The sequence below is a fragment of the Prosthecobacter sp. genome, from assembly GCF_044226605.1.
Classification (GTDB): Bacteria; Verrucomicrobiota; Verrucomicrobiia; order Verrucomicrobiales; family Verrucomicrobiaceae; genus Prosthecobacter.
In genome coordinates this window covers 18,025-40,343 of sequence record NZ_JBGAGS010000023.1, presented here as the reverse complement: position 1 = coordinate 40,343, position 22,319 = coordinate 18,025, and the positions used below count along the sequence as shown (strand labels likewise).

Here is a 22,319-nt window from a genome sequence, read left to right as displayed (position 1 = left end):
GCACCGCGCATGGGGAAAGTCACATTTGAGTCACTTCGTCTTCGGATTTTTCAGGTAGTACAAATGCCCGTCTTCGGCTCCGCCCACGAAGTCCGGCACGCCGTCGCCATTGAAATCCACCGTCGTGGGGCTCACGTCGTGGCCTTCGATGTTGGTGTCAATCAGCAGGCCCATGTCGGCGAAGTACCACTTCCCGTCGCTGCTGGAGGTCTGGCGCAGAAAGTTGGCGTTGGCGGAGTTCAGCAGGATGTCGAGCTTGCCGTCCTGGTCCCAGTCCATGATGCAGATTTTGCGTCGGCCGCTTTTCCCTGCGATGCCCGCGTTGAGGCGCAGCGGTTCACCCGGTGTCATGGCCACCGGAGTTTTGACCTTGATCTGCTCCATTGCTTTGTCGAGCAGCCCGGGGGCCCTGGCTTCCTGCGTGGCGCACAAGACACGCCGCGGGTGTTTCAGGATGAGCTTGCCGTCCTGCTTCGCGCGTTCGAAGAACGCAAGATAGCCTTCCTGGTCGAGCATGACGAGGTCGATGAGTTCATCCTTGTTCCAATCCACGGCGACAGGCGTGGTGCGCCACTGCGTGAGCAGCGCCTTGCCTTCAGGACGCAGCCAGCCGTAGGCGAGCGTGGGCTGCGCGCCATTCCATTCCACCTCCACGGCCTGCGCCGCGGCTAGCTCAGGCTTCTGGCGAGTGCCGACGTTCTTGTACCACAGCACCTTGCCGAGAATGGAATTCAGCAGCAGATCCGGCAGGCCGTCGCCATCCCAATCTGCCACGGTTTGCGTCGTATAGCCCCACTTGGCTTCGCACGGCCCCTGGATGCTGCCATTGCCGCCGGCCATGGGGCGGATCACTTTGCCTGCGGCCTCGAGGCGCACCGGGGCGGCCCACTTCGGCTGTTCCACGCCTTTGCCGCTGAGGTTTTCAATGAACGCCACGTAGCCTGCGGTGTTGCCACAGATGATGTCCGTGTCGCCATCGCCATCCCAGTCAAACCCTACGGGTGTTGCCAGCGCTCCAAATTTCACCTGATCCGCCTCCTGCTGGAAGTAGCGCGGCTCGGCGAATACCGGCGCCTTGTTGTCGAGCTTGCCGGTGTTTTCAATGAAGGCCACGCGACCATCCTCGTCACCGCAGATGATGTCCAGATCGCCGTCCTTGTCCCAGTCGATCGCGGCAGGCGTGATCATCTCCAGATCCATTGTAAGGTATCGGCCCGTGTCTGTCTTCAGACGAACTCCCAGCGCATACTTCGGCTGCTTGCGCGTACCGGTGTTTTGAAAATACGTGAAGCCGTCAAGAAACTCGCCGCAGATCAGGTCGAGATCACCATCTCCATCAAAATCCGCCAGGTTCGGCGAAGGCCAGCCAAAAGTTTCCACCGGACGGTCCGTGGCCATGAGCTTCTTCGGCTTGTCGTAGACAGGTTTTTCGTTGGTGCCCGTGTTGCGCAGCACATACACGTAGCCACGCAGCGGGCCGTTCATCCAGCGGCCGTTTTCATTGTAGGCGTTGTCCCAGCCGTATTCCGTCCAGTCATCGACCCCCACAAGGAGGTCGTTGTTCCCATCTCCGTCAAAGTCCGCCACATGCCACATGTCACCGCGAACTTTGTTCATGTGCACCTTGGCATCCACCGGCAGTTTTTGCTCATGCTCCAGCCCGGTCTTGAGGAAGTCTGGATACTCTTTGCCTGGAGAAAGCACACGCGGCCGGCCGTCCACATAGCTGACCTGCACGTTCTGTTTTCCGGCACTGATGCGCTTCGCCGGCTTGAACACCGGCATCTTGTTCTTCGCAGTGTCGCCGCTGGCGTTCTCAAAGAAATAAACCCCGTTGTAGGGTTTGTCCGGGCAGTTCACCACAAGGTCGAGATCGCCATCGCCATCGAAGTCCATTGGCAGTGGCCAGGCCCACAAGCCCACCCCGAGATCCACCACGAGTCCGGGGTTGTTGTATTTGAGCGGCGCGAGGCCGTCGGCGGCAAAAGTCTTTGCGCAGAGACAGGCGAGCAGGAGGGGGTGGAGGAGCTTTATCATGGTTGGAAATAATCGATCAGCGTGAGAGCGTGCCGCATACATTGACCTGCATGCCGAGTGCCCGGGCCATGGCCGCCTTGGCAAACAGGCATTCGTCAGCCGCCTTCGCATCATTGGCATAAGCCACCTGCACATGATTGGCCTGGTGCTTTGCCATCAGCTGGTCGCGGCTCACGCCATAGGTCACCGCGCTCATGATCGGCCATTGCGGCGTGGTCAGCTGCCAGCGGCGCTCGGTTTCTTCAGGCGGAAGATCGACCACGCAGCCGCGGCCGATGTCCATGTGCAGCGCTTCATCCTGAACGTAAATGCGCGACCACACAATTTCCCCCGGCTTGGAATTTCCACGCAACGTGGCACCGCCGCTGGGAAAATACATCGCAGGCTGGCGGAAGCCCTCCGCACTCTTCCATCCTTCCGCGAAATGCGCGGGCGGCGCAGCACCGCTGATGAGGAACACCCAGACGTAGTCCCCGCCAAATTTTTCGCCCCAGCGCACATCGTGCAGCGTGGTTTCCACCGGCTGCTTTAACGCCCGATGCACTCGCTGGGTGAGCATGCCGTCCAGCCCCGCGCATTCGTCCACCTCATTGAAGTGCAGCAGCGGCTGGCCTTCCAGCAACGTGCGTTTGCGATCACGAGATTTCACCGGTGGCCGCTCTGAATTGTTCAGCATGCCCTCGACCAGATCGCTCGCGGGCAGCAGATCCTTCAGCCCCTGCTGGTACTGGATGCCGATCGCATCGCAGCCAAAATCATCCGCAATCCGCAGCGCCGCCGCATACATCTTGCACTGCAGCCGCACCTGATCCCGCGTGAGCTGTGTGGCGTGGTCATCGCCCAGATGGAAGGTCATGCCGTGCTTCACCAGCCAGGTATGAATCGCCAGCGCATCCGAATCGCTCACCTGCATGGCCTCATGGTAAAGTGCCGACTGGCTCAGCCGCTCCTTGAACACGCCGCAGGCATGCAGCGCATGATCAGGAATGATCGCATTGAACATGCCCATGCAGCCTTCATCAAAGATGCCCATGATCGCCTTGTCCGTGCGCAGCGTGGCCGCCAGTTGTTTGCCCAGCGCCGTAGGTTTGGCGGGAGCCTTCACTTTTTCCAATTTCTGCACGTGGCTGAGGTCATGCGTGATGCTCCCGGTCTTGAGCCACTGCTTCAGCTTGGCCTTGAAAAACGCGTCGGTGAAATCCTCGCTCCACAGCGTGGAGTATTTTACACCCGCCTTGGTGAGCGACCCGTTCAGATTCAGCATGCCCACCAGCCCCGGCCACTGGCCGCTCCAGTTGGCCACGGTCAAAATCGGCCCGCGATGCGTGGTCAGTCCTGCCAGCACATGGTGCGAATACTGCCACACCGCCTCCGCCACGATCAGCGGCGCATCAGGATCAATGCCGCGAAACACCTCGATGCCCATCTTCTGCGAATCGATGAACCCATGCTTCTTCGCGCTGTCCGCCGCATGCGCACGTTTGACCTCCCACCCCTCCGCCTTCAATGCCGAGCCCAGCGCCATTTCCATCGCAGCCTGGGCGGGCCAGCAGGTTTGATTGGCGGAAAGGCGCAGGTCACCGCTGGCCACGAGCTGGACAATTTTGGATTTGGCAGGCATAAAAAGAATCCTAGCCAGAAGTCTCGCCGAGCACCAGCACAACTGACAACCAGCCGCGAATGAGCATCCTTGGCACCTGGTTGACCATCCTTGACCTGGCCGGCCTACTTCGCTTCCACGCGGAATCGGGGATCATCCCACGCAAATGGCGGCCGTTTCCCCATCAGAAGGTCGTAGATCGAATGATTGGTCTTCATCATCTCTGCCAGCATGTTCTTCCACGGCCGGTCCGCCACACTCACGAGTCCCGTGTTGTAGCTCTCGCCATTGTATTTGCTGAACCAGCGCCCCGTTGTGGCCTGATCAATGAGCGTAAACCACTCGATGCCGACGACGAAGCCGAGCGCCGCGCTCTGCTCGACGTAGTTTCGGTAGGCCAGTCCCCTCTCCTGCTGGCTGCTGACATCACGTCCGCCCACCAGCCCGCTGTCCTTCGGCGAGGACCAGAAGAATTCGCTGAGCATCATCGGCTTGTTGCCCGTCCACTCGTGAAAGCGCTTCAAAGCCGCCGTGTCCACGCCCATGGTGTAATAGTTGTATGAAACCACATCGAGATGCTTGCCCATCACGCGGCAGAGCTGCTCGTCATTGATCGTCACTGGCTGCAGGCGGCTGCCGATAAGCAGGTGATTTTTATCGTGCTGACGGAAGACTTTCTCCACCTGCGCGAAGTAGGTTTCCATGAACGCATGCACATAGTCCTTCATGTCCGCCTTGGCCGCGTTCGTGGTCACGGCCAGCCCTGCATCAATCAAGTCATCAAAAGAGGCGGCCTTGGCCTCCCAGGCGTTGTTGAAGACATCAATGGAGTGATATTTGTCCTTCAGCACGGCCACCAGGCGCCGTTTACAGGCCTGTTTTCCCGTGAGGGAGGGAACGACACGTGGCAGCTCGTCGTAGCGCGGCTCATTCACGATGAAATAGCCGATGAGCAGCGGATCACTCGCACGCGCCGGCAGTTCCCGGGCAAGATTCTCCGCAATCTTCGCCGCCGTTTCCGCATCATACGGATCCCACACTTCATGCGCACCAGGAATACGCGGCACGCCTTCCCAGGCATTGATCGGCAGGCTGGCCACATACGGGAAATCTGCCTTCACATGCGCCTGCTGCGGCGTGGGGCTGAAGGCGCCGATGGAGTTGAAGCCCCACTTGCGCACCCGTTCAATCATGCGCGTGGCATGCGTTTCATAGTCATAGGGAGCGCCAAATTTCTTGATCACATTCGCGAGGTAAAAGGAAAAATGCGCATTGCCATCTCCGGGGCGGAATGCGCTGGCAAACTCACCCTCTGCCTTCGGCAGCCACTCATAGATGCCCTCGCGCCCGGTCACATAAGTGTAGTCATCGCTCGGCGCGAAGCCGCAGATGCCGAGGTGGAAGAAGGCGTTGCCATCAGGATCGACGAGCCACGATTTGTCCTGTTTCTGCTCCACGTGGAAAAAACCGGTCTCCTTCAGACCCAGCGCCTCACCGCTGCCAGGCTGTCCGCCGAAACGGTCCAGCTTCGGCGTTTCAATGCTCGCATAATACGCCTTGTCCGCTTCCACATCCGCCTTCAGGTCTTCCAGGCTTTTGAGCTTGTTCGGAAAGCTGTCCTTGATGCTCTGGCCAAAGGGATCGATCAATTTGGCCACCGAGGCGAGATCCGACATGACGCGGATTTTCCCCGTCGGATTGTCCGCATTGAAGGGCACCATGAAGAACCAGTTGTAGATGGCCCAGTTCCACTCGCGGTTGTCCGTGATCTGCTGAAAGGCAAAATCCGGAGTGGTGAAGCTCAGGCTCTGCCCCTGCGCGTTCTTGAGCATGAAGCTCGTGCTGTTCAGGCTCGCAAACTGTGGCGGTGTGGACTTCTCCGCCGGAAACGCGCCCTCCTTTTCCGCAATCTTCCAAGTCCCGCCTTTGGCAAAGCCGATGTCGATGAGGACGGACATCTTCCAGGATTTCAAATCTGATCCTCCTTTGAAGCTAAGATCAATCTCATCCTTGTTGATGGCCACCGCGCACTCGGCCCCTCCCTCATAGCGCACCGTCGCGTTTGCTCCCGACGCCTTCACCTCGATCTGCTTGTGCGCGGGCTCCAGTTCAGGATAGCTCAGCATGAAACTCCCGAGGCTGCCGGCCGAGATTTCAATGCCGGCACCGGTGGTTTTCAGGTCAGCGGCAGACGCGGCCAGCACGCCGCACAGGAGGAACAAAACACATTTCATAGAGGGGTCGGATTTCTAGCTTCCTTCCGCTCGTTTTCCACCAGGAAGCAAACAATCCTGGAGAAGATCGACGCACTTTCTAATCTGCATCCGATGAAATTGAACCCAGCCATGACCCGCCTCCTGCTCAACAAGGTCAGCGTCGCTCTCCTCGTCCTGCTCATCGGCCATGCTAATGCAGCGGAAGGAACTTTGGAACTGCGCGAGCTGCCGCTGCTCTTCGCGGACGACAGCGGTGTCGCCGCCAGTTCCGGTGTGCTGCGCACCATCCACCCCGCACGGGCACGCAGCGCGCCGGTGCTGGAAGCGCAGAAACCATGGGAAGGCAGCCGTGTCTATGTCTATGGCTCGGTCCATTTTGATCCCGCCACAAAACGCTTCTGCATGTGGTACCTCGGGCACCCGGATGTGGACTCGGCAGGCGTAAAACCTTCAGTCCCCGGCTTTCGCAAAGGCAAGGGCGACATGGTTCTCTACGCTACCTCCCAGGACGGCCTGCACTGGGACAGGCCTGAGCTGGGCCTGCACAGCTTCCAGGGCTCCACCGCCAACAACATCATTTTCGATCTGCACAGCCCCAGCGTGTACGTGGACATGCGCGATCCCGACCCTGCACGCCGCTACAAGATGCTCGGCTCCCTGATGGGCAAATACTACGCCGCTGTTTCCGCCGATGGCACGCAGTGGAAGAGCTACCCCAGGCAGGCGATTCTAAAATCCTCGGACAACATCAGCCTCACCCGCGATCCCATCACAGGCGATTACCTCGCGTTCAACCGCCAGCCCCACGAAAAGCTCGGACGCACGGTCAGCCTCTCACGCAGCCCTGATTTCAAAACTTGGAGCGAACCAAAGCTGGTCTTCCTGCCCGATGCAGAAGACAACGCGTGGACCACCAACCCCGACGAACATACCGAGGTGAACAACCTGTCCGTCTTTCCCCATGCCGCCGGATTCATCGGACTGCCGACGATGTTTCATGTGCTTGGCAAGAACCGCCAGCCTTCGGAAATCACGCCCGGGCAGAGCGCCACCGATGGCATCGTGGAAGTTCAACTCATCACCAGCGCCGATGGCAATGCCTGGAAGCGCACGCACCCAAGAATCAGTGTGATCGGCCGCGGTCAGCCCGGCACGTTTAATGGAGGAACCATCCTCGGCGTCTCCAGCACCAGCGTGGACGCGGGCGATGAGACCTGGGTCTACTACACCGCTCTAACCACCAGCCACGGAGCGCCCGTGCCCCCCAAGCGCATCTCCATCGGCCGAGCGGAGTGGCGCCGTCACGGCTTTGCCTCGCTCGATTCCGGAGAGCGCGGGCATGTGGAAACCAAGCCCCTGCGTCTAAGTTCCGGCACCCTGATGGTGAACGCCAATGCCGCTGGCGGAGAGCTGCGCGTTGCCTTGCTCGAAGCCGATGGCCGCCCCATTTCAGGCTGTGCTCTGGAAGACAGCGAAGTCCTCAAAACAGACGCAACACGCTGGCCGGTGCATTGGAAAGAGCACACCACCGCACCAACGGACCGCCCGGTGAAAATCGTGATCGCGATGAAGCAGAGCCGCCTGTACAGCCTCTCCGCCGGCGAAGCGCCAAAACCCTGATCTCCGCCTCAAACGTTTTGCGATTTCCAGCGGCCTCGCTTGAAGAGCAGCCAGCTCGCGAGAGCCAGCAGCGAGTTAGCCGCCGGCACGGCAATGAAAATTCCCATGGGTCCAAAGCCCAGGGATTTTGACAGCACCCAGGCAATCGGAATCTGCCCCAGCCACAGGCAGAAAAAATTCAGCCACACTGGCGTCCAAGTGTCGCCCGAACCATTGAAGGCGGACTCGTAGCACATGCCCGCCGCATACATCGGAAAGGCCAGGCTCAGAATCCACAGGGCCTGCGTGCCATAGGCCACCACCTCAGGCTCGTGGGTGAAGAGCCGGATCAGCGGATGCGCCAGCAGCACAAAGACAAGGCCGATCAGGCACAGGGCAATGACATCAAACTTCACCGCTATTTTGACCGCCTGCTCCGCGCGCTCCGGCTTCTTTGCCCCGAGATTCTGCCCCACCAGCGTGGCACCGGCACTGGCCAGCCCCCACGCCGGCATCAGCGCAAAGATCACAATGCGGATCGCGATGGTATAACCTGCAAGCGCAGCACTGCCAAAGAGCGCGAGGATCTTGAACAGCCCCACCCAGCTCGTGGTGCTGATGAGGAGCTGCACGATGCCGCTGCCGGACTTGCCGAGCACCCCGCCGATCACTTCCCGCACCGGCCTGAAATGCCCCCAGTGCACCTTCACGCGGCTGTGATGCCCCGCCAGATGCCACAGCTGATACAGCACGCCGGTGCCACGGCCGATGTTCGTAGCCACCGCCGCCCCTGTGACGCCCAGCTCCGGGAAAGGGCCCCAGCCAAAAATGAAACACGGCCCCAGCACGATGTTCAGCGCATTGGCCAGCCACAGCGTTCGCATGGCGATGACTGCATCGCCCGCACCGCGAAAGATGGCGTTAATGAGAAAGATCAGGAACACTGTGGCATTCCCGCCCAGCATCATGCGCGCAAAGTTGGAGCCGAGAACCACGATCTCCTCTTCCGCGCCCATCAGCCGCAGGATCTCTGGCGCGAAATATCCCAGCACCATGCCGATGGCCGCCGACACCAGCACGCCGAGCAGAATGATCTGCCCCGCCGCCTGCGCGGCCAGTTCCGGCTCCTTTTCACCGATGCGCCGCGATACAATCGCCGTGGCCGCAATCGAAATGCCCATCGCCACCGCATAGATGAGCGTCATGATGGATTCCGTGAGGCCCACCACGGCCACAGCACCCTTTCCCAGGTGCGAAACCCAATAAACGTCCGCCACCGCAAACAGAGACTCCATGACCATCTCCAGCACCATCGGCACCGCCAGCAGAACCACGGCACGGTTCAGCGGCAGAGCCGTGTAGTCATGCTCCTCTCCGCGCAGCGACTGCCGCACGCTTTGCCAGAACGAAACCGCTGGTGGTGGCGCCTCTGCACTCATCAAGGCAGCCTTCCCTCATCCACATCAATGTAATGCGTGATGGTCTGGATGTCATCGCGATCTCCGAGGCCGCTCTCAGCCTTACGCTTCGCCAGAATGGCCGTGATGTGGTCATTGATGCCCAGCTTCAGCGTGTAGTAGTTCCAGACAAGTTTGTCCGTGTCATTGAGCGGGCGGCCGTGTACCTGGCACCAGTGGAGGATCTCCTCGTCCGTTCCACCTTCCAGCACGCGGGCCTTCAGGTCGTCATAATTCACATGCAAAAACCCCGTGCAGGCGCCGTCACTGCCCTTGCCGAGATTCGCCTGCAGTTCCTCCCACAGCCTGCCTTCCGCAAACAGACGTATCTTCCCCAGCATGCGCGGAAAGTACTTCAGGCCATCGGTTTCATCAAGAGGGCTGCAGGGCAGCGTGGCGGGGTCAGGTTTCGCAGACATGCAGAATGCCTCGCCGGTGGCAGGGATTTGTCAATCAGGCGCTGCTCAATCCTGCCAGGATGCTTTGTATCTGCGCTCGGTGCAGCCCCAGATGTGTGCCCGCCATTGCCGCCCACCCCGCTGCATTCAGCGCTCCGAACCACGGATGCGCAAATCTCAGCGTGGTATTCAAGTCGGAGGACTCGGCGATCGCAGCGAGCACGGCATCGCATGAACGCTCGTATTCTGCTTCCACGGCCGACGTCACCTTCACATCTGGTTTGACCGCCGCAGTGCTGGCCTGCCCCGGAGGCACTCTGCCATGAGTGAGTGCGTGTATGACGCGCACGACGCCTGTGTTGGTGATGCGCAGGTGGTCCAGCGTCATCCACACCGACCAGTGTCTGCTGCTGTCCTCCAGACCACGCAGCCGTATGATCAGCACCCGCTCTCCACGCTTTGCGTCCGGGCAGGTGTTCACCAGAGCGCGTATCGTCGCCCGCTCCTGCTCAAATTGGCGCACAAACGTCTCACGGTCGCCGCGCCAGCGTTTCAGCGTAAAAAACAGCCGGGCGGCCCAGAGTTCGAAAGTTGGAAGTCCGGCTCCCGGTGGGGCCAGTTGTGGATCAGCGGGAGTGCTCATGCCGGGCACAATTTCCATTTACTTGCACTTTGCAAGTATTTTACTTTTGAAATGCAAGCATTCGAAGGAATGGTCCCTCATGCGAAAATCCCCAGCATCCAAACGCCCGTCCAAGGCAGCCGTGCCGCCCGCACGCCGCTCCCCCTGCCCTGTCGCCTGCGCGCTGGATCTGTTTGGCGACCGCTGGACGCTGCTCATCATCCGCGATCTCATGCTGGGCCGCAGCCGCTTCAAAGACTTCGTCGGATCTCCCGAAGGCATCCCCACCAACATCCTCAGCGACCGCCTTGAGCGCCTGCTCGAATCCGGCATCGTGCGCCAGATTCCCGCCGCCGATGGCGGCAAACGCATGGCCTACGAACTCACAGAGAAAGGCGACTCCCTCCGCCCCATCATGAAATCCCTGCGCGACTGGGGCCTTGCCTGGGAACCAGGCACGAAGGCCTTGTTGCAGCAAGGCTGACAGTCATGGACGCCGCCCATCTTTGCATCTATGGCTGGTTAAGATGACTGACGAAGCGCTGGTTCTGCAAGCTCAGGGCGGAGATATGGATGCTCTGGACGCGCTGGTGCGGCGACATCAGTCCTGGGTTTTCAACCTCGCCCTGCGCATGGTCTGGCGACGTGAAGTGGCGGAAGACGCAGCCCAGGAAATTCTGATCAAGGCCGTGACGCATCTCGGCAGCTTTGCAGGCCGCGCCAAGTTCAGCACCTGGCTGCACCGCATCGCGGTCAATCACCTGCTCAATGTGCGCAAATCAGAGATGGAGGAAAAAGCGATGACCTTCACCGACATGGGCGAATCCATCGCCGGTGTGCCTGACGAAGACCTCCCTGACACGCATGCTCTGCCCGTGGAAACTCAGGTGCTGCTGGAGGAGGCCAGGCTCGGCTGCATCACCGCCATGCTCATGTGCCTGGACCGCCGCCAGCGGCTGGCCTTCATTCTGGGCGAGGTCTTTGGAGAATCCAGCGAGACGGCAGCAGCAGCGCTCGAGGTTACACCTGCAAACTTCCGCCAGCTTCTCTCGCGTGCGCGGCAGGATCTGTACCAGTTCATGAACGACCGCTGCGGACTCGTCAACACAGCCAATCCCTGCCGTTGCGCACGCAAGACCCAGGGCTTCATGCGCGCAGGCTGGCTGGACCCGGCAAACCTCCAATTTTGCAAAGACCGCATCACCTCGGTGCAGCGGCAGGTCACCGCACGGCTGGAAGAACTTGAAGGAATGGACCGCCTGCATGCAGAACTCTACCGCACCCAGCCCATGCTCGCGGGTCCGGATCTTGCCGGCAGGCTTCGCGACATGCTCTCTGGTTCAGGGTTTGGCCAAAATTAAAAAAAACGCACGAACTGTCACAGCTCAGCGCAGCTGCTGTCACATCTGGAGAGGCCCCGCATGGCGTGCCTCGCACAAACTCCCCAGACATACCACTATGAACACAGCTCTCATCACCACCGCCGCCAGCGCCACTCTCGCCGGGGGCACTCCTTTTCCAAAAATTGTCGCCATGCTCATCGAGGCAGGCGTGGAGTTTTACCACGTCGATTACCTTGCCCTGCGGAAGACCTTTTACAGCGGTGGCGGGGCTGTCGTCATCACTGCCATTCCCTATGAAAATCTGCCATCGATTGCCGCCGACTTTGATGCGCCGGCCCTTCGTGCGAACATCCTGGACAGCCAGCAGAAAAACCAGCATTACCGGGACTTCAGCATCCGCGCCATGCAGGCCGGAGTGCAGGGCTACTTCGCCTTTCTGCGCGGCCAGCGCGTCACCTACTTCGGCCGCCAGGGAGATCAGCACACGGAATGGTTTCCAGGCGCAAAGCCGCAGGACGTCCATTGAAGAAAGCAAAGAGCCGGACCTCACGGCCCGGCTCCTTGAAGATCAAAATGACTTATCCCAGCTTCGCGTCCATCGTGATCGTCGCATTCAGCAGCTTCGAGACCGGGCACCCGGCTTTCGCTTTGCCCGCGAGATCCTGAAAAGTGGCGTCGTCGATGCCCGCAATGGTCGCAGTCACATCCAGGTGGCTGGCGGTGATGGCAAAGCCGCCGTCCTTCGGCTCCAGCGTGATGGTGGCGGTGGTGGCGATCTTGTCCGGGGTGAAACCCGCCTGCCCAAGAATCATGGAGAAAGCCATGGAAAAACAGCCTGCGTGCGCAGCGCCTATGAGTTCCTCCGGATTGGTTCCCTGCTCACCTTCAAAACGTGTCTTGAAGGAGTAGGGCTTGTCAGTGAGGGCGCCGGAGCCGGTGCTGAGAGTGCCGGCTCCTTCTTTGAGGGAGCCTTGCCATTGGGCGGATGCTTTTTGTTTCATGATCGGGTAGGTGTGTGAGGGGTTGACGCACACATCCTACGCCCGTGGATGAAATCAGGACTTCGACATTCTCGACACAATCACCTCGGAGGTTTTACGATCGATGGAATACAGCACTCCGGCTTCTCCGCGATCCCACGCAAAGGCCTGGCCGTGGGCGCTGATCGGAACAGTGTCTTTCAGGATCAACGTGTTACCCTTGGCCGGAAGGTCCAGCACGTACAGCTCCTGCGCATCATGTCCGGTGATGAAGAGATGTCCGTCCGGCCCAAAGCTGCCGCCGGAACTGCTGTTTTTGCCAAACTTTGCCACCACTTCGTCCGGAAACTTCAGGTCTCCGAGCTTCTTCCACTGCGCATCAAACATCACCACCCGCGTCTTCCCGGGATCGCCGGTCTTCGCATACTGCGCAAAGCAGGCGTACCACCTTCCCTCATGGCGGTCCACCCACGTCAATGATCCAACATCGCTCGTCACATCAATCGACTCCAGATGCTGCATCGTCTGCGGATCCCAGATCTCCACGGAGCTCTTTTCGGGAACCTCGGGGAAATTGGAATGCGCGCAGTAAAGTTTCCCGTCGAGTACAAGCCCCGCATTCAAATGCTTGAGGCGTCCGCCTTTGGCCTCCTTCCAGCCGCCCGTGCGCTCGCCAGTGTCCTTTCGATATTTGCCAAGGGCCGCGTTGGTGATGGCGTAGAAATACACGTCATCCACCGCCACGCCTTGATGCGCTTCCTCAGCTTTGAAGCGTTTCACCTCTTGATGCTTCCATGCGGATTTCTTGGCTTTCGCGTTCAGCAGTTCTTGAATGCGCAGCTGCTCCTTCTTCAGCGCCGCTTCGGAAACGGGCATCGGCGTGAGGTTCTCACTCACCAGAGGTTCATCCGCAGGAATGGCACGCCAGCGCAAATTTTTGAACCACACCGCTGCGCCGTGATCCTGCAGCCAGAGATTGCCGCCTCGCTTGGTCAGATCCGTGCCGCGATAGCTCACCAGCTTGACCGCATCCTTCCATCGCGGGTCCGCATAGTCGAAATCCACCACTTTCTCGCCGTTCAGCCAGTGCTGGATCACGCTCCCTTTGCAGACGATGCGCGCCTCATTCCACTGCTCAAACGGCCGCACCACATCCATGGTCGGAGCCATGCAGAAGTACAACGCCCCAGCACTGGACCGCGGATTTTCGCCATAGGGGCTGTTGGCATTGTCGAGCAGCTGATACTCATACTGCCCGGGCCGATAGTACACGCCGCTGTTGCATCCCTTGGCGACCTTCCAGTCAAAACGCAGCTCGAAGTCATCCGGCACTCTCGCCTTTTCATAGGTGAGCGAGCCACCCTTTTTCACGCGGGCGATCTCGCCATTCACCACCTCCCAGTTCCCGCTCTGCTTCCAGCCATCGAGCGTTTTGCCGTCAAAGAGAGATTCAAAGCCAGGCTCCACAGCGAGCGCAGAGCTTGCGAATGCGAGAGAAAAAAGGAGAAGTTTCATGCGTGAGTCAAAGTGCGGTTTGTCTGCCTGCGAAAGCCGTTCAAGCGCAGCGAGCCATCGGGCATCACATCCAGCAGCGAATAGCCGTTGTTTTCCAAACCGCTGCCTTCCACCATGGCGACGAGGGTGGTGTAGTGAATGCCTGCGATCTGCTGGTAGTCGTTCTTGTGCGAGTGGCCCTGAAACACCGCCAGCACCTTGCCGGACTTCTCCAGCAGGGCACGCACCTCGGCCGCATTGCGCACGGCATGCGCCTTGTCCATGTCCAGCCGCTGATGCGCGAAGACGATCACCGGCCCGTTGGCCGAGGTTAATGCTGCTTCCAGCCACGCCAGCTCCGCCTTGGGCAGGTTGCAGTCCTGCCAGTTAAAATTCTTCCGCTCATACGGCGTGCCATCTTCACGGAAGCAGGCGTCGAGAATCAAGAACGTCACGCCATTTTCTTCAAACGAGGCATGGCCTCCAGGTGCCTTTGTATGCGCGGCGAACTCCTGCTTCGTCAAAGTGCCGACGCAGTGATTCCCCAACACGTAATGCCGCGGCATGGAGAGCTTCGCGAAATGCGATTCCATCGTTTTCAGCCACTCAATCTCGCGTTCCACGGAATCCGCCTGATCAATGAAATCGCCCAGTTCGACCACCAGCGCGGGTTTCTCGCGGTTCATGACTTCCACCGCTTCATCCAGCTTGGCCAATGCCTCGCGGTAGAAGCGCGTTTTCGTCGGTGCCTTGTCCGCATAATGCAGGTCTGTCATCAAGCCCGCACGCAGCAGCGGTTTGGCATCTGTGTCTGCCGCCAGCAGCTTTCCAGCGCCGAATCCAGCGAGAACAAGGGCATGGTGCTGAAAAAAGGCGCGGCGCGTTGAAGGATGGTTCATGGGTATAAATCGGGTGCCTTCCGGGTTTCTTCGGACAGTTTCCAGCTCAAGTCCTCCACCCACGCAAGGTGATTGAAGTTGCCGATGCCGGAACGTTCGTTCGCACGGCGGAAGGCGATCAGTTCGTCCACAGCTTTTTTGATCTCCTCTTTAGTTGCAGTGGAAGTGGCAAGCGAGAGCTGGGCAGAGACACGGGCGCAGAGCCTGGCATGCTCCAGCCCGAGTTGGAGAAATTTCACGCGAGCGGCTGCTTCGGCATCGCTGCCCGCAGCTCGCACAGCTTCCTCCAAAATCTTTTCCGCAGGTGTGAAACACTCCGGCGGATACAGCACGTGCGCCGCCTTGGCCCAGCTCCGCCAGCGCGAGGCCTGCAGCGACTCCATTGTCTGGCCGATCTTCTCGCGGCTGTCCGTGGTGTAGCCTTCCCAGTGCTTGAAATAACTTTCCACCGCCTTCGCTGCCTTGCCAAAGGCCGCATAGTATTCCGATAGTACCGCATCGGCGGAGGCCTCGGGGCGCACATGCAAACGGGCTGCCGTGTAGAGATTCGGCCCCTGCGTTGCCCAGTGGCCGGTAAGTGAGTCGAAATCCGTGGCTACCATGCCCTTCTCCACGGCATGATGGAACTCATCGGCAAACTGATGGGCGAAAATGAAGGGCATGCAGTAGCCATCCAGCAGATGATTCGTGCGCATGAAGAGTCGCGCACCCGTTGCCCGCCAGTCCGCCCACTGCTGCTTCATCCACGCGTGTTCCTCATCAGAGCGCGGAAACCACCCTGCGGAAGGGCAGTAGCCGATGAGGATATTTTCATTGAGCTTAATGCCACTGGTCGGCGCCTGGAAGTAATTGAAGTACGCATACCCTATTACCGTCGCATCTGCGGGTGCCTGCTGCTGAATGCCCAGCCAAAAACGCGCATAGCGGTCAGAAACAAAGCGAGATCCAGCCATCTTTGAAGTGGCCGGGTAAAACTTCAGGTAATCCGCCGGTGCCGTGCCATCCAGTGCGCGGCATTTCTCACAGGCGCAGAGACCGAGGATGTCATTCTCACAGGCATTGATGAATCCAGGTGTCGTGGCATCAGCCGGGCGCTTTGCTTTCCAGCGTGCAACAATTTCACGCTGCAGCTCTGGATTCGAAACACACATGGAGAAGCGCCCACCTTTCTTATTTGGACCGCGCTTCCCGCTTTCGAGCAGTTGGAACCATTCAGGATGCTCCTTGCCATCCTTCTCCCACCAGTCGGTAAAAGCGTGACCATAACTCACGGGAAAACTTCTTCCCATGCGATGCCGCCGCAGATAGATGCCCTGCTCTTCGCTGAACTGCTTCGCCGCCTCCTTGGTGAAACCCAGTGCGGGATGCTCGCTCTCAAAGCCAGATCCGGCACGCAGCCGACGCTGAAACAGGCGCGGAGCCACGGTGTCATCGCATTTCTTTGCAACCACGGTCTGCGTCTTCGGCACATGGGTGCCCAGTTCTCCCGGCCACAGCCAGCGCACGCCCAGATCGCGGTCCAGCCATTCATACACACCCCATAGCGTGCCCGCCATCGTGTCTGCTTCCAGAGGCTCGCCACCACCATCCTGACCGGCGATGAACACGGCCTCCTTCGTCACACGCAGCGCAAACGTTTCCGCGCCAAGCTTTTCCACATTGATCCCTGCTTTGCGCACCGCCGCGCTGTCACCTATGTAGATCCGCTGAAGTGCGCCGCTATCTTCGCTTTCTGCGTGAATCCCCAGCTTCACTCCGCTGGCCTTTTCCACATGGCGCACCAGTTCCTCCGCCGCGTAGCGTGCCACGCGCGTTGGTTTGTCTGCGATGACGATGACCGCCTGCGGCCTGCTTTCGCTTACCAGCGTTACATCGGCATGGGCCAGACCCAGAAGCAGCCCCAGTGCGAGACTGCATGCACGTACAGCATCAAATTTCATATCCCTTGCTGCGTTCGATTTTTTCACGGCCATGAAGCTGCGCCCAGGAGATTTCTCGACGCTCGCGCATGGAGTGGCCGGTCTGCCAGAACTCATAGGCCACGCGCGGGGGAGAAGCCGTCGTGTCGATGTCCAGCACACCCCAGAGGCGGCCGTCGTCAAAACCGGTGAAGCGCTCCTGGTTTGCCCTCAGCTTGGAATTGTCGCTGCCAAAGGGGCCGGCGCTGAGTTCCAAAAAGCGGCCGTTGATGTGGTAACCGGAAGAAAAATGGCGGTCGCCGCTGAGAAAGATGACACCTTCCAATTTCTGCTCGTCGATCCAGCGCAGGAATGGATCGCGCTCCTGCTTGAACTGCGTCCACGAGTCTTCACTGCCATACGACTCCCATTCGCTGCCATTGGCCACAAGTTTGACCTTCGCCTTGCTGGCCAGCAGTTCGCGCTTCAGCCATGCGAGCTGCTTTTCGCCGAGCATCGTTTTTCCCGGAGCGTCCTCTGCCTTGTTCGGCGAACGGTGGTAACGGCCATCGCACATGAAGAACTGCACATCGCCACGGGTGAAGGTGAAGTAGCAGCCGGGATTGTCAGCTTCGCCACAGGCGGGATTGGCCCAAAATTCCTGGAAGGTCTTCAATGAGTCCGCCTTGCCCGCCTCGGTGCCGTCGGAGTTGTTGGGGCCGTAGTCGTGATCATCCCAGATGGCATAGACAGGGGACCGTGCGGAGAGATCGCGCCATCCGGCGCCGAGGCGGTGCGCGGTGTAGTACACGCGCAGCTTTTCGATCTCGGTCGTGTCACCGTAGTGATTGTCTCCCAGCATGAGGAGCAAATCGAACGCGCCCTCGTCCGTGGTCGCTGCACGGCGCGCTGCCAGTTCTGCCCAGGTGGGTGCGGCAGCGGCGGTGGTCCTGCCAACGCAAGAGCCAAAAGCGATGCGCTGCCTGCACGCGCTCCCGATTTCCGGCGCTGTGGTGAAGGAGGGCAATGGCAGAGGCAGTTGCTCGCGACCGTCCAGCACGATCTGATATGTGTAGTGAGTGGAGGGCTTCAGCCCCTCAATGATCGCAATGCCGCTCAGGCCTGCCTCTGCTTTCAGAGAGCCGCCATCGATTTCCCGCGTTGGCGCTCCGGCTTTGGTGAGAACAAGCTTCCAAGGCACCGCCGCCGTGCCGCGCACCCACACGTGCGCACGGTCCGGCCCCACATGGCCGAGCATCGGCCCGGCCATCAGGTAGGCAGGGCCGGGCTGTACCGGCGGCAAGGTGAGCGGTGCCACCGGCTTTTTTGCCACCGCCGCTTTTGGGGCTTTGGTTTTGGTCTCAGCGGCTTCGCTGCGAGGCACCAGCACCGCTGCGGGCATGGCTGCGGCAGTGCGGAGAAGATGTCGGCGGGAAATGGAAGACATGGCGTGTAAAAACGGGAGCCATGCTTCTTTGTTGCCGTCAATCGTCAGGCTTTGCCGAGGACGCTTTTCACATGCTGCATCGATTTGCCGAAGCATTCATGCACATAGGCCATGGCCTTCTTCACCTTGGCCTGGGCCGCCGAGTAGTCGGCATCGATGGTGAACAGGGTCTCGGCCATCTTCTCCGCTGGCGTTTCGTCCATTTCCATGAGCCATTCACCGAGGCCGATGTCGTTGAACATCCAGCACTTAGGCGAGTGGAACTCGGAGTAGGTGTGGATGATCGGCGTGCCATTGGCCAGGGCAATGATGGGTGAATGCGGCTCGTGACAGACAATGGTATGCGCCCGCGCAAAAATGGAGGCGGCTTCATCGGCATTCCAGAACGAGTCCAGATTCACCACATGCTTCTGAATTTCCGGCGGCAGCGGATCGTGGATGAGGCGCTTGTTGTGACCCATTTCCTTGATCGTTTCTGGAGCGATCAGCACCTTGTGGCCGGTCTTCTTGACCCACATCGTGACGACCTCACGAAACTTCGCGGCACGACGTTCATCGTCTGCGATCTGCTCCGGCGTGGGGTGCAGCGGATTGAGCTTCGGTGTGCGGGAGTCATCCACGCCGGGAAACTTGGGCGTGTTGGTGCGCAGTTCGACCGTGATGAACTTGCGCTCCTCCAGGCCGAGTTTCTGCATGGTGGCGAGTCCGCGCGCATCATCGCGCACGTCGATACCGAAGCAGCCGTCGGGGCCGAACTCGAGAACGGGCGTCTTGATGCCGCCGTTTTTGAGGATGCTCAGTGTCTTCGTCTCACGCGTGTAGATGAACGAAGCAGCATTGAGCAAGGTGATGCGTTCTTCTGCGCCTTTGCCTTCGATCATGCTGGGGAAATATGACTGCCCGAAGAGGCCGTAGGGCTTACCAACCTTCGTGCAGAACTGCATGTAGCTGATGTCCTGGCCCATGCCGGAGTTGCGGATGAAGAGGTCGCAATGGGTGATGGCCTGCTGGAGCGCCAGGTCCTTTTCGCTTTTTCCGGTAAGGCTGCCTTGCAGAAGGTCCACCTTCGGGAAGCGTGCCTGCAACATCGCAGTGACGCGCTCGTCCAGTTTCATCGCCCACACGACCACATTTACTTCCGGCAGATGTTCCTCAATGACTCGTAAAGTGCCTGGAGTGTGCCCGATGTCGCCGATGTTTACCGTGTCCCAGGCTGACTGGAGCAGGATGGTTTTGGGCCTGCCGTCTGCTGCGAAGACCGAGCCGCCCAAAGCGGTGACAACAGAGGAAATGAAGTGGCGTCGGGTGGTCATGAGTTGTTTTTTCAGTTGGCTTCGATGAGTTGCAGAGCGTCAAGAATCACAAAGCCGTCGGTGCCGGTGTTGCTGACGGTGAGGGTTGTTTCCACATCACCATCAAGCTGAACAGTGCCGATGGTGCGGAATGCTTCTCCAGCGGCCAGCGGCTGGGTCTGATCGACGGTGACCTCGGTCTTGCGGCCGGCGCATTCGATGGTCACGGGCACCTTTGTGGCGCGTGTGGCATGGGGTGAGTAGGCCATGCGCAGAGTGTAGCGGCCTGTCTTGGGTGCTTTGCAGCGGAAGATGGCGATGGACTGGCCGTCGCCGCGTTTGTCGTCATGACGGTAGCCGGTGCCGACGTGTGGCTTGAAGCTGGATGAGGTTCCCCAAGGTCCCTTGAGTTCCGCTTGTGTATCATCAAGCACGATGCCGGGCAGGGATTGGGGATCGACATTGGTCACGCCTTTTGGCTCCGGTGGAAGATCCGGCAGGACGGGCAGATCAAGTACCTGCTTTTGCGCCAGCAGGCGCTCACGCAGTGCGGGATAAGGCAGCTTTTGCACGGCGATGTTTTGTTTGGCGCTCAAAGCAGCGGCGATGCCTGCGCTCTGGCCAAGGATCATCCAGGTGGGCTCCACGCGGATGGAAGAAATGCCCACATGGGTGCAGGAGAGCGCAACGGGCACCAACAGGTTGTCACATTCGGCGGCCTTCGGTGTGATAGCGCGATAGGGGATGTGGTAGGGATAACCATGCCGACGGCCTACCATGCGGACGGGCATGATGGTTCCTTCATCGGTGACCATGTCCTGTGTTCCCACGCGTTGGCAGTCGTGCGAATCGATTGGGAATGAGGAGACAATGATGGGATCGTCCTTCTTGGGTTGGTCCATGATGTCTTTCTGCGAGACGATGTATTCGCCAATCATGCGGCGGCCTTCGCGGACGTAGAGCTGTGGGGACCAGTGGCCGTAGTCGGCGAATTCGTCGCGGCAGAGGCCGAGCTCTGCCATCTGCTTGCGCAGATCCTCCGGCACGGCGGGGTCGGTGCTGAGGAAGTGGTGCATCTCCAGGGTGTATTGCTTGTGGGCTTCCCAGATTTGCGCTCGCGCGCGCTCATTTGCCTCGCTCCAGCCATTGCAGGCGCCGACGAGGCCCATGGAGAACTGTTTGCCGATGCCGTTGTTGGCGTCGAATTTGTTGCCAGGGAGAGGATAGAGATCCCACAGCAGATGAGGGCGTTTTTCCTGCGCGAAGTAGCGTCGAAGGACTTCAAAGCGCGCGGGGTCGTAGTTGGCAGGCTGAGGAAACGGGACGCGGTTTGCGGGATCTTTGGTGACGCAGAGGCGGAAGCTGTACACCATGACGTTTTTGTCGCCTGCCTCGTCTGGTCCTGCGTCGGTGGTGGTGATGAGGGGGAGAGGTTTGCCGGAGGCATCGAGGCCGGAGATGGGCAGCTTTGGTTTTGAGTATTGCTTTCCGGCGAGTGGCTCGCCGAATTCCTGGCGGCCTTCGCGGCCGATGGTCCAACTGACTCCGGCGGCGGCCATCAGATCGCCTTCATAGGTGCCGTCGATGAAGACTTTGGCAGCGAAATCGCCGTCGCTTGTGGTTACTTGAGTGATCTGGGTGCCTTGTTTTGCCACTGTTTGCAACACGCGCTTGGTCAGCACTTTCACTCCGGCTTCGTCCAGCATCTGCTGGGTGATCTTGGCGGCTACATGTGGCTCGTAGGTCCAGGGCTTGTGGTCTTTTTCGCTGACGTGGTAAGGAAGCGCAACGGAGCGCATCTGGTAGTCTTTTTCGACACGGGAGTGCCATTCTTCAAAGAGGCCGAGCACGGTGGTGCGCACGGTTTGATTGGAGTCGCTGAAGCAGAGGCCGCCGGTGTTGACGCCGCCGACGTGGGCGGTGGGTTCCAGGAGGATGACTGAGGCGCCTTCACGTGCCGCGGCGATGGCCGCGCAGAAGCCGCCGGGGGTGGCGCCATAGACAATGACGTCCGCTTCCGTGGCGGCATGAACGGAGAAATTGAGCGCAAAGAGAAGCAGGACGAGGCGTGACATGGCAATCACAAGGAACCTGACGCCATGTTTTGGACACTATTTTAAGCGGGCCTGGACGGCGCGATGGGCGGTCTCCTGCAGGAAGGCGGCGTCTTTGGGGTCGAGGCCTTTGGGGATGAAGGTGTTGCCGACGGGGCTGTCGCCGAAGAGCACTTCATACCAGACGCAGGCGCCGAGGTATTCGCCGAGCATGTTGGCGTGGTGGCCGTCCATGCCGAGAGTGACGGGACCGTTGCCGGTTTTGGGTTTGTTCCAGCGCCAGCCGACATGCAGACTGTGTGTCTGATTCGGCAATTCTGGCGTCTTCGCGATTTTTGGGTTGAAAGTTGTATCGGTTTGGTAGGCCCAATTTGGATCGGTGTCGGCGATATGGAAGGCATCGCCGGTCGGGATGATGCGGGCGCTGAATTCGGCGGCGAGTTTGTCGTAGGCGGCGTGAAGGCCGTTGTACATTTCGTCCTGAGTTTTGGGTTCGCCCGATTTGTCGGAAGGCTTGGTGAAGCGTGGGTCGTCTTTGCGGTATTCCCAGGTTTCGTGGATCAGGAGTTTGGCCTGGGGGGCGTGTTTGGTGACGTAATCGCGGAGCCAGGCGGCGTAGGGCTGGTAGGTGGCGAAGTCGTGGCTCTTGATGCTGGCCTGCTGGATGGTGACGTAGTCCCACTTTTGCAGTTCAAGATTTTCCTTCAGGCCGCGGCCGCTGGTGTAGAGGCCGGCCTTGTCTGCGGGGTCGGCTTCGTGTTTTTGAGCCTTCTCGGCGTGGACCTGGAATGAGGCACCGCCGATGACGAGGGGCTGATGGAGGAGGGTGTGACCGCCTGCCTTCGCGAGATCGCCGAGGTAGTGGGTGGCATTGGCGGAGAAGCTGTTGCCAATGGTGAGGAGCTTCACGGTTTTGGCCTCGCCCGCGAAGGACGAGACGCAAAACAGCAGAGAGGCGATCAGGGCGAACGCTTTCATAAGGG

Annotated in this window: 18 protein-coding genes; 4 read left to right on the top strand and 14 right to left on the bottom strand. The window is 59.7% G+C overall.

Annotation, left to right across the window (positions count from 1 at the left end):
- Positions 1-30: 30 nt before the first annotated feature.
- From ACILSO_RS26055 to ACILSO_RS26045, 3 genes are all read right to left on the bottom strand, one after another.
- Positions 31-2,037 carry an FG-GAP repeat domain-containing protein gene (locus ACILSO_RS26055; RefSeq protein ID WP_395740409.1) on the bottom strand — a complete coding sequence of 669 codons (2,007 nt, stop codon included), beginning with the start codon at positions 2,035-2,037 and terminating at the stop codon, positions 31-33.
- Between the two features lie 16 nt (positions 2,038-2,053).
- Complete coding sequence (locus ACILSO_RS26050) at positions 2,054-3,658, bottom strand: fucose isomerase (protein ID WP_395740408.1); 1,605 nt, start codon at positions 3,656-3,658, stop codon at positions 2,054-2,056.
- A gap of 104 nt (positions 3,659-3,762) precedes the next feature.
- A complete protein-coding gene (locus ACILSO_RS26045) occupies positions 3,763-5,871 on the bottom strand; it encodes an agarase (RefSeq protein WP_395740407.1) in 2,109 nt (702 codons plus the stop codon).
- Between the two features lie 111 nt (positions 5,872-5,982).
- Between ACILSO_RS26045 and ACILSO_RS26040 the strand changes: the two genes are divergently transcribed.
- Positions 5,983-7,473 (top strand): hypothetical protein, encoded by a 1,491-nt coding sequence (locus tag ACILSO_RS26040; protein WP_395740406.1) that lies wholly within the window; start codon positions 5,983-5,985, stop codon positions 7,471-7,473.
- An 8-nt stretch (positions 7,474-7,481) separates the two neighbouring features.
- Here the strand turns inward: ACILSO_RS26040 and ACILSO_RS26035 are convergent, their stop codons facing one another.
- From ACILSO_RS26035 to ACILSO_RS26025, 3 genes are read right to left on the bottom strand one after another with little or no spacing between them, the layout of a single operon-like run.
- Positions 7,482-8,891 (bottom strand): MATE family efflux transporter, encoded by a 1,410-nt coding sequence (locus ACILSO_RS26035; protein ID WP_395740405.1) that lies wholly within the window; start codon positions 8,889-8,891, stop codon positions 7,482-7,484.
- Positions 8,891-9,328, bottom strand: a complete 438-nt coding sequence (locus tag ACILSO_RS26030; RefSeq protein WP_395740404.1) for a DUF5069 domain-containing protein — start codon at positions 9,326-9,328, stop codon at positions 8,891-8,893. The genes ACILSO_RS26035 and ACILSO_RS26030 overlap by 1 nt, the downstream gene beginning before the upstream one ends.
- A gap of 34 nt (positions 9,329-9,362) precedes the next feature.
- Entirely contained in the window at positions 9,363-9,950 is a 588-nt protein-coding gene (locus ACILSO_RS26025) for a DinB family protein (RefSeq protein WP_395740403.1), read from the bottom strand.
- Between the two features lie 79 nt (positions 9,951-10,029).
- On the opposite strand from ACILSO_RS26025, the gene ACILSO_RS26020 reads away from it, so the two are divergent.
- The 3 genes from ACILSO_RS26020 to ACILSO_RS26010 all read left to right on the top strand — a co-directional run bounded on the left by ACILSO_RS26020 (position 10,030) and on the right by ACILSO_RS26010 (position 11,798).
- Positions 10,030-10,413, top strand: a complete 384-nt coding sequence (locus tag ACILSO_RS26020) for a winged helix-turn-helix transcriptional regulator (protein WP_395740402.1) — start codon at positions 10,030-10,032, stop codon at positions 10,411-10,413.
- A gap of 43 nt (positions 10,414-10,456) precedes the next feature.
- Positions 10,457-11,290 carry an RNA polymerase sigma factor gene (locus ACILSO_RS26015; RefSeq protein ID WP_395740401.1) on the top strand — a complete coding sequence of 278 codons (834 nt, stop codon included), beginning with the start codon at positions 10,457-10,459 and terminating at the stop codon, positions 11,288-11,290.
- A 97-nt stretch (positions 11,291-11,387) separates the two neighbouring features.
- Positions 11,388-11,798: a DUF1398 family protein gene (locus ACILSO_RS26010; RefSeq protein ID WP_395740400.1), complete on the top strand. Its 411-nt coding sequence runs from the start codon at positions 11,388-11,390 to the stop codon at positions 11,796-11,798.
- A gap of 52 nt (positions 11,799-11,850) precedes the next feature.
- Here ACILSO_RS26010 and ACILSO_RS26005 read toward each other — a convergent pair whose 3' ends face one another.
- From ACILSO_RS26005 to ACILSO_RS25970, 8 genes are read right to left on the bottom strand one after another with little or no spacing between them, the layout of a single operon-like run.
- Positions 11,851-12,273: an OsmC family protein gene (locus ACILSO_RS26005; RefSeq protein ID WP_395740399.1), complete on the bottom strand. Its 423-nt coding sequence runs from the start codon at positions 12,271-12,273 to the stop codon at positions 11,851-11,853.
- 54 nt (positions 12,274-12,327) lie between these two features.
- The gene (locus ACILSO_RS26000; RefSeq protein ID WP_395740398.1) at positions 12,328-13,767 is read right to left on the bottom strand and encodes a DUF1080 domain-containing protein; all 1,440 of its coding nucleotides are present in this window, start codon (positions 13,765-13,767) and stop codon (positions 12,328-12,330) included.
- Positions 13,764-14,645 (bottom strand): metallophosphoesterase, encoded by an 882-nt coding sequence (locus tag ACILSO_RS25995; protein ID WP_395740397.1) that lies wholly within the window; start codon positions 14,643-14,645, stop codon positions 13,764-13,766. Before ACILSO_RS25995 ends, ACILSO_RS26000 begins: the two co-directional genes overlap by 4 nt.
- On the bottom strand, positions 14,642-16,585 hold the full coding sequence (locus ACILSO_RS25990) for a DUF4838 domain-containing protein (RefSeq protein ID WP_395740396.1): 1,944 nt from the start codon (positions 16,583-16,585) through the stop codon (positions 14,642-14,644). The genes ACILSO_RS25995 and ACILSO_RS25990 overlap by 4 nt, the downstream gene beginning before the upstream one ends.
- Positions 16,575-17,990, bottom strand: coding sequence for an alkaline phosphatase D family protein (locus tag ACILSO_RS25985; protein ID WP_395740395.1), 1,416 nt, complete (start codon positions 17,988-17,990; stop codon positions 16,575-16,577). Before ACILSO_RS25985 ends, ACILSO_RS25990 begins: the two co-directional genes overlap by 11 nt.
- Before the next feature lie 44 nt (positions 17,991-18,034).
- Entirely contained in the window at positions 18,035-19,303 is a 1,269-nt protein-coding gene (locus ACILSO_RS25980; RefSeq protein WP_395740394.1) for a polysaccharide pyruvyl transferase family protein, read from the bottom strand.
- An 11-nt stretch (positions 19,304-19,314) separates the two neighbouring features.
- Positions 19,315-21,357: an FAD-dependent oxidoreductase gene (locus tag ACILSO_RS25975; protein ID WP_395740393.1), complete on the bottom strand. Its 2,043-nt coding sequence runs from the start codon at positions 21,355-21,357 to the stop codon at positions 19,315-19,317.
- Between the two features lie 36 nt (positions 21,358-21,393).
- The gene (locus ACILSO_RS25970) at positions 21,394-22,314 is read right to left on the bottom strand and encodes a DUF4886 domain-containing protein (protein WP_395740392.1); all 921 of its coding nucleotides are present in this window, start codon (positions 22,312-22,314) and stop codon (positions 21,394-21,396) included.
- Between the last annotated feature and the right edge of the window lie 5 nt (positions 22,315-22,319).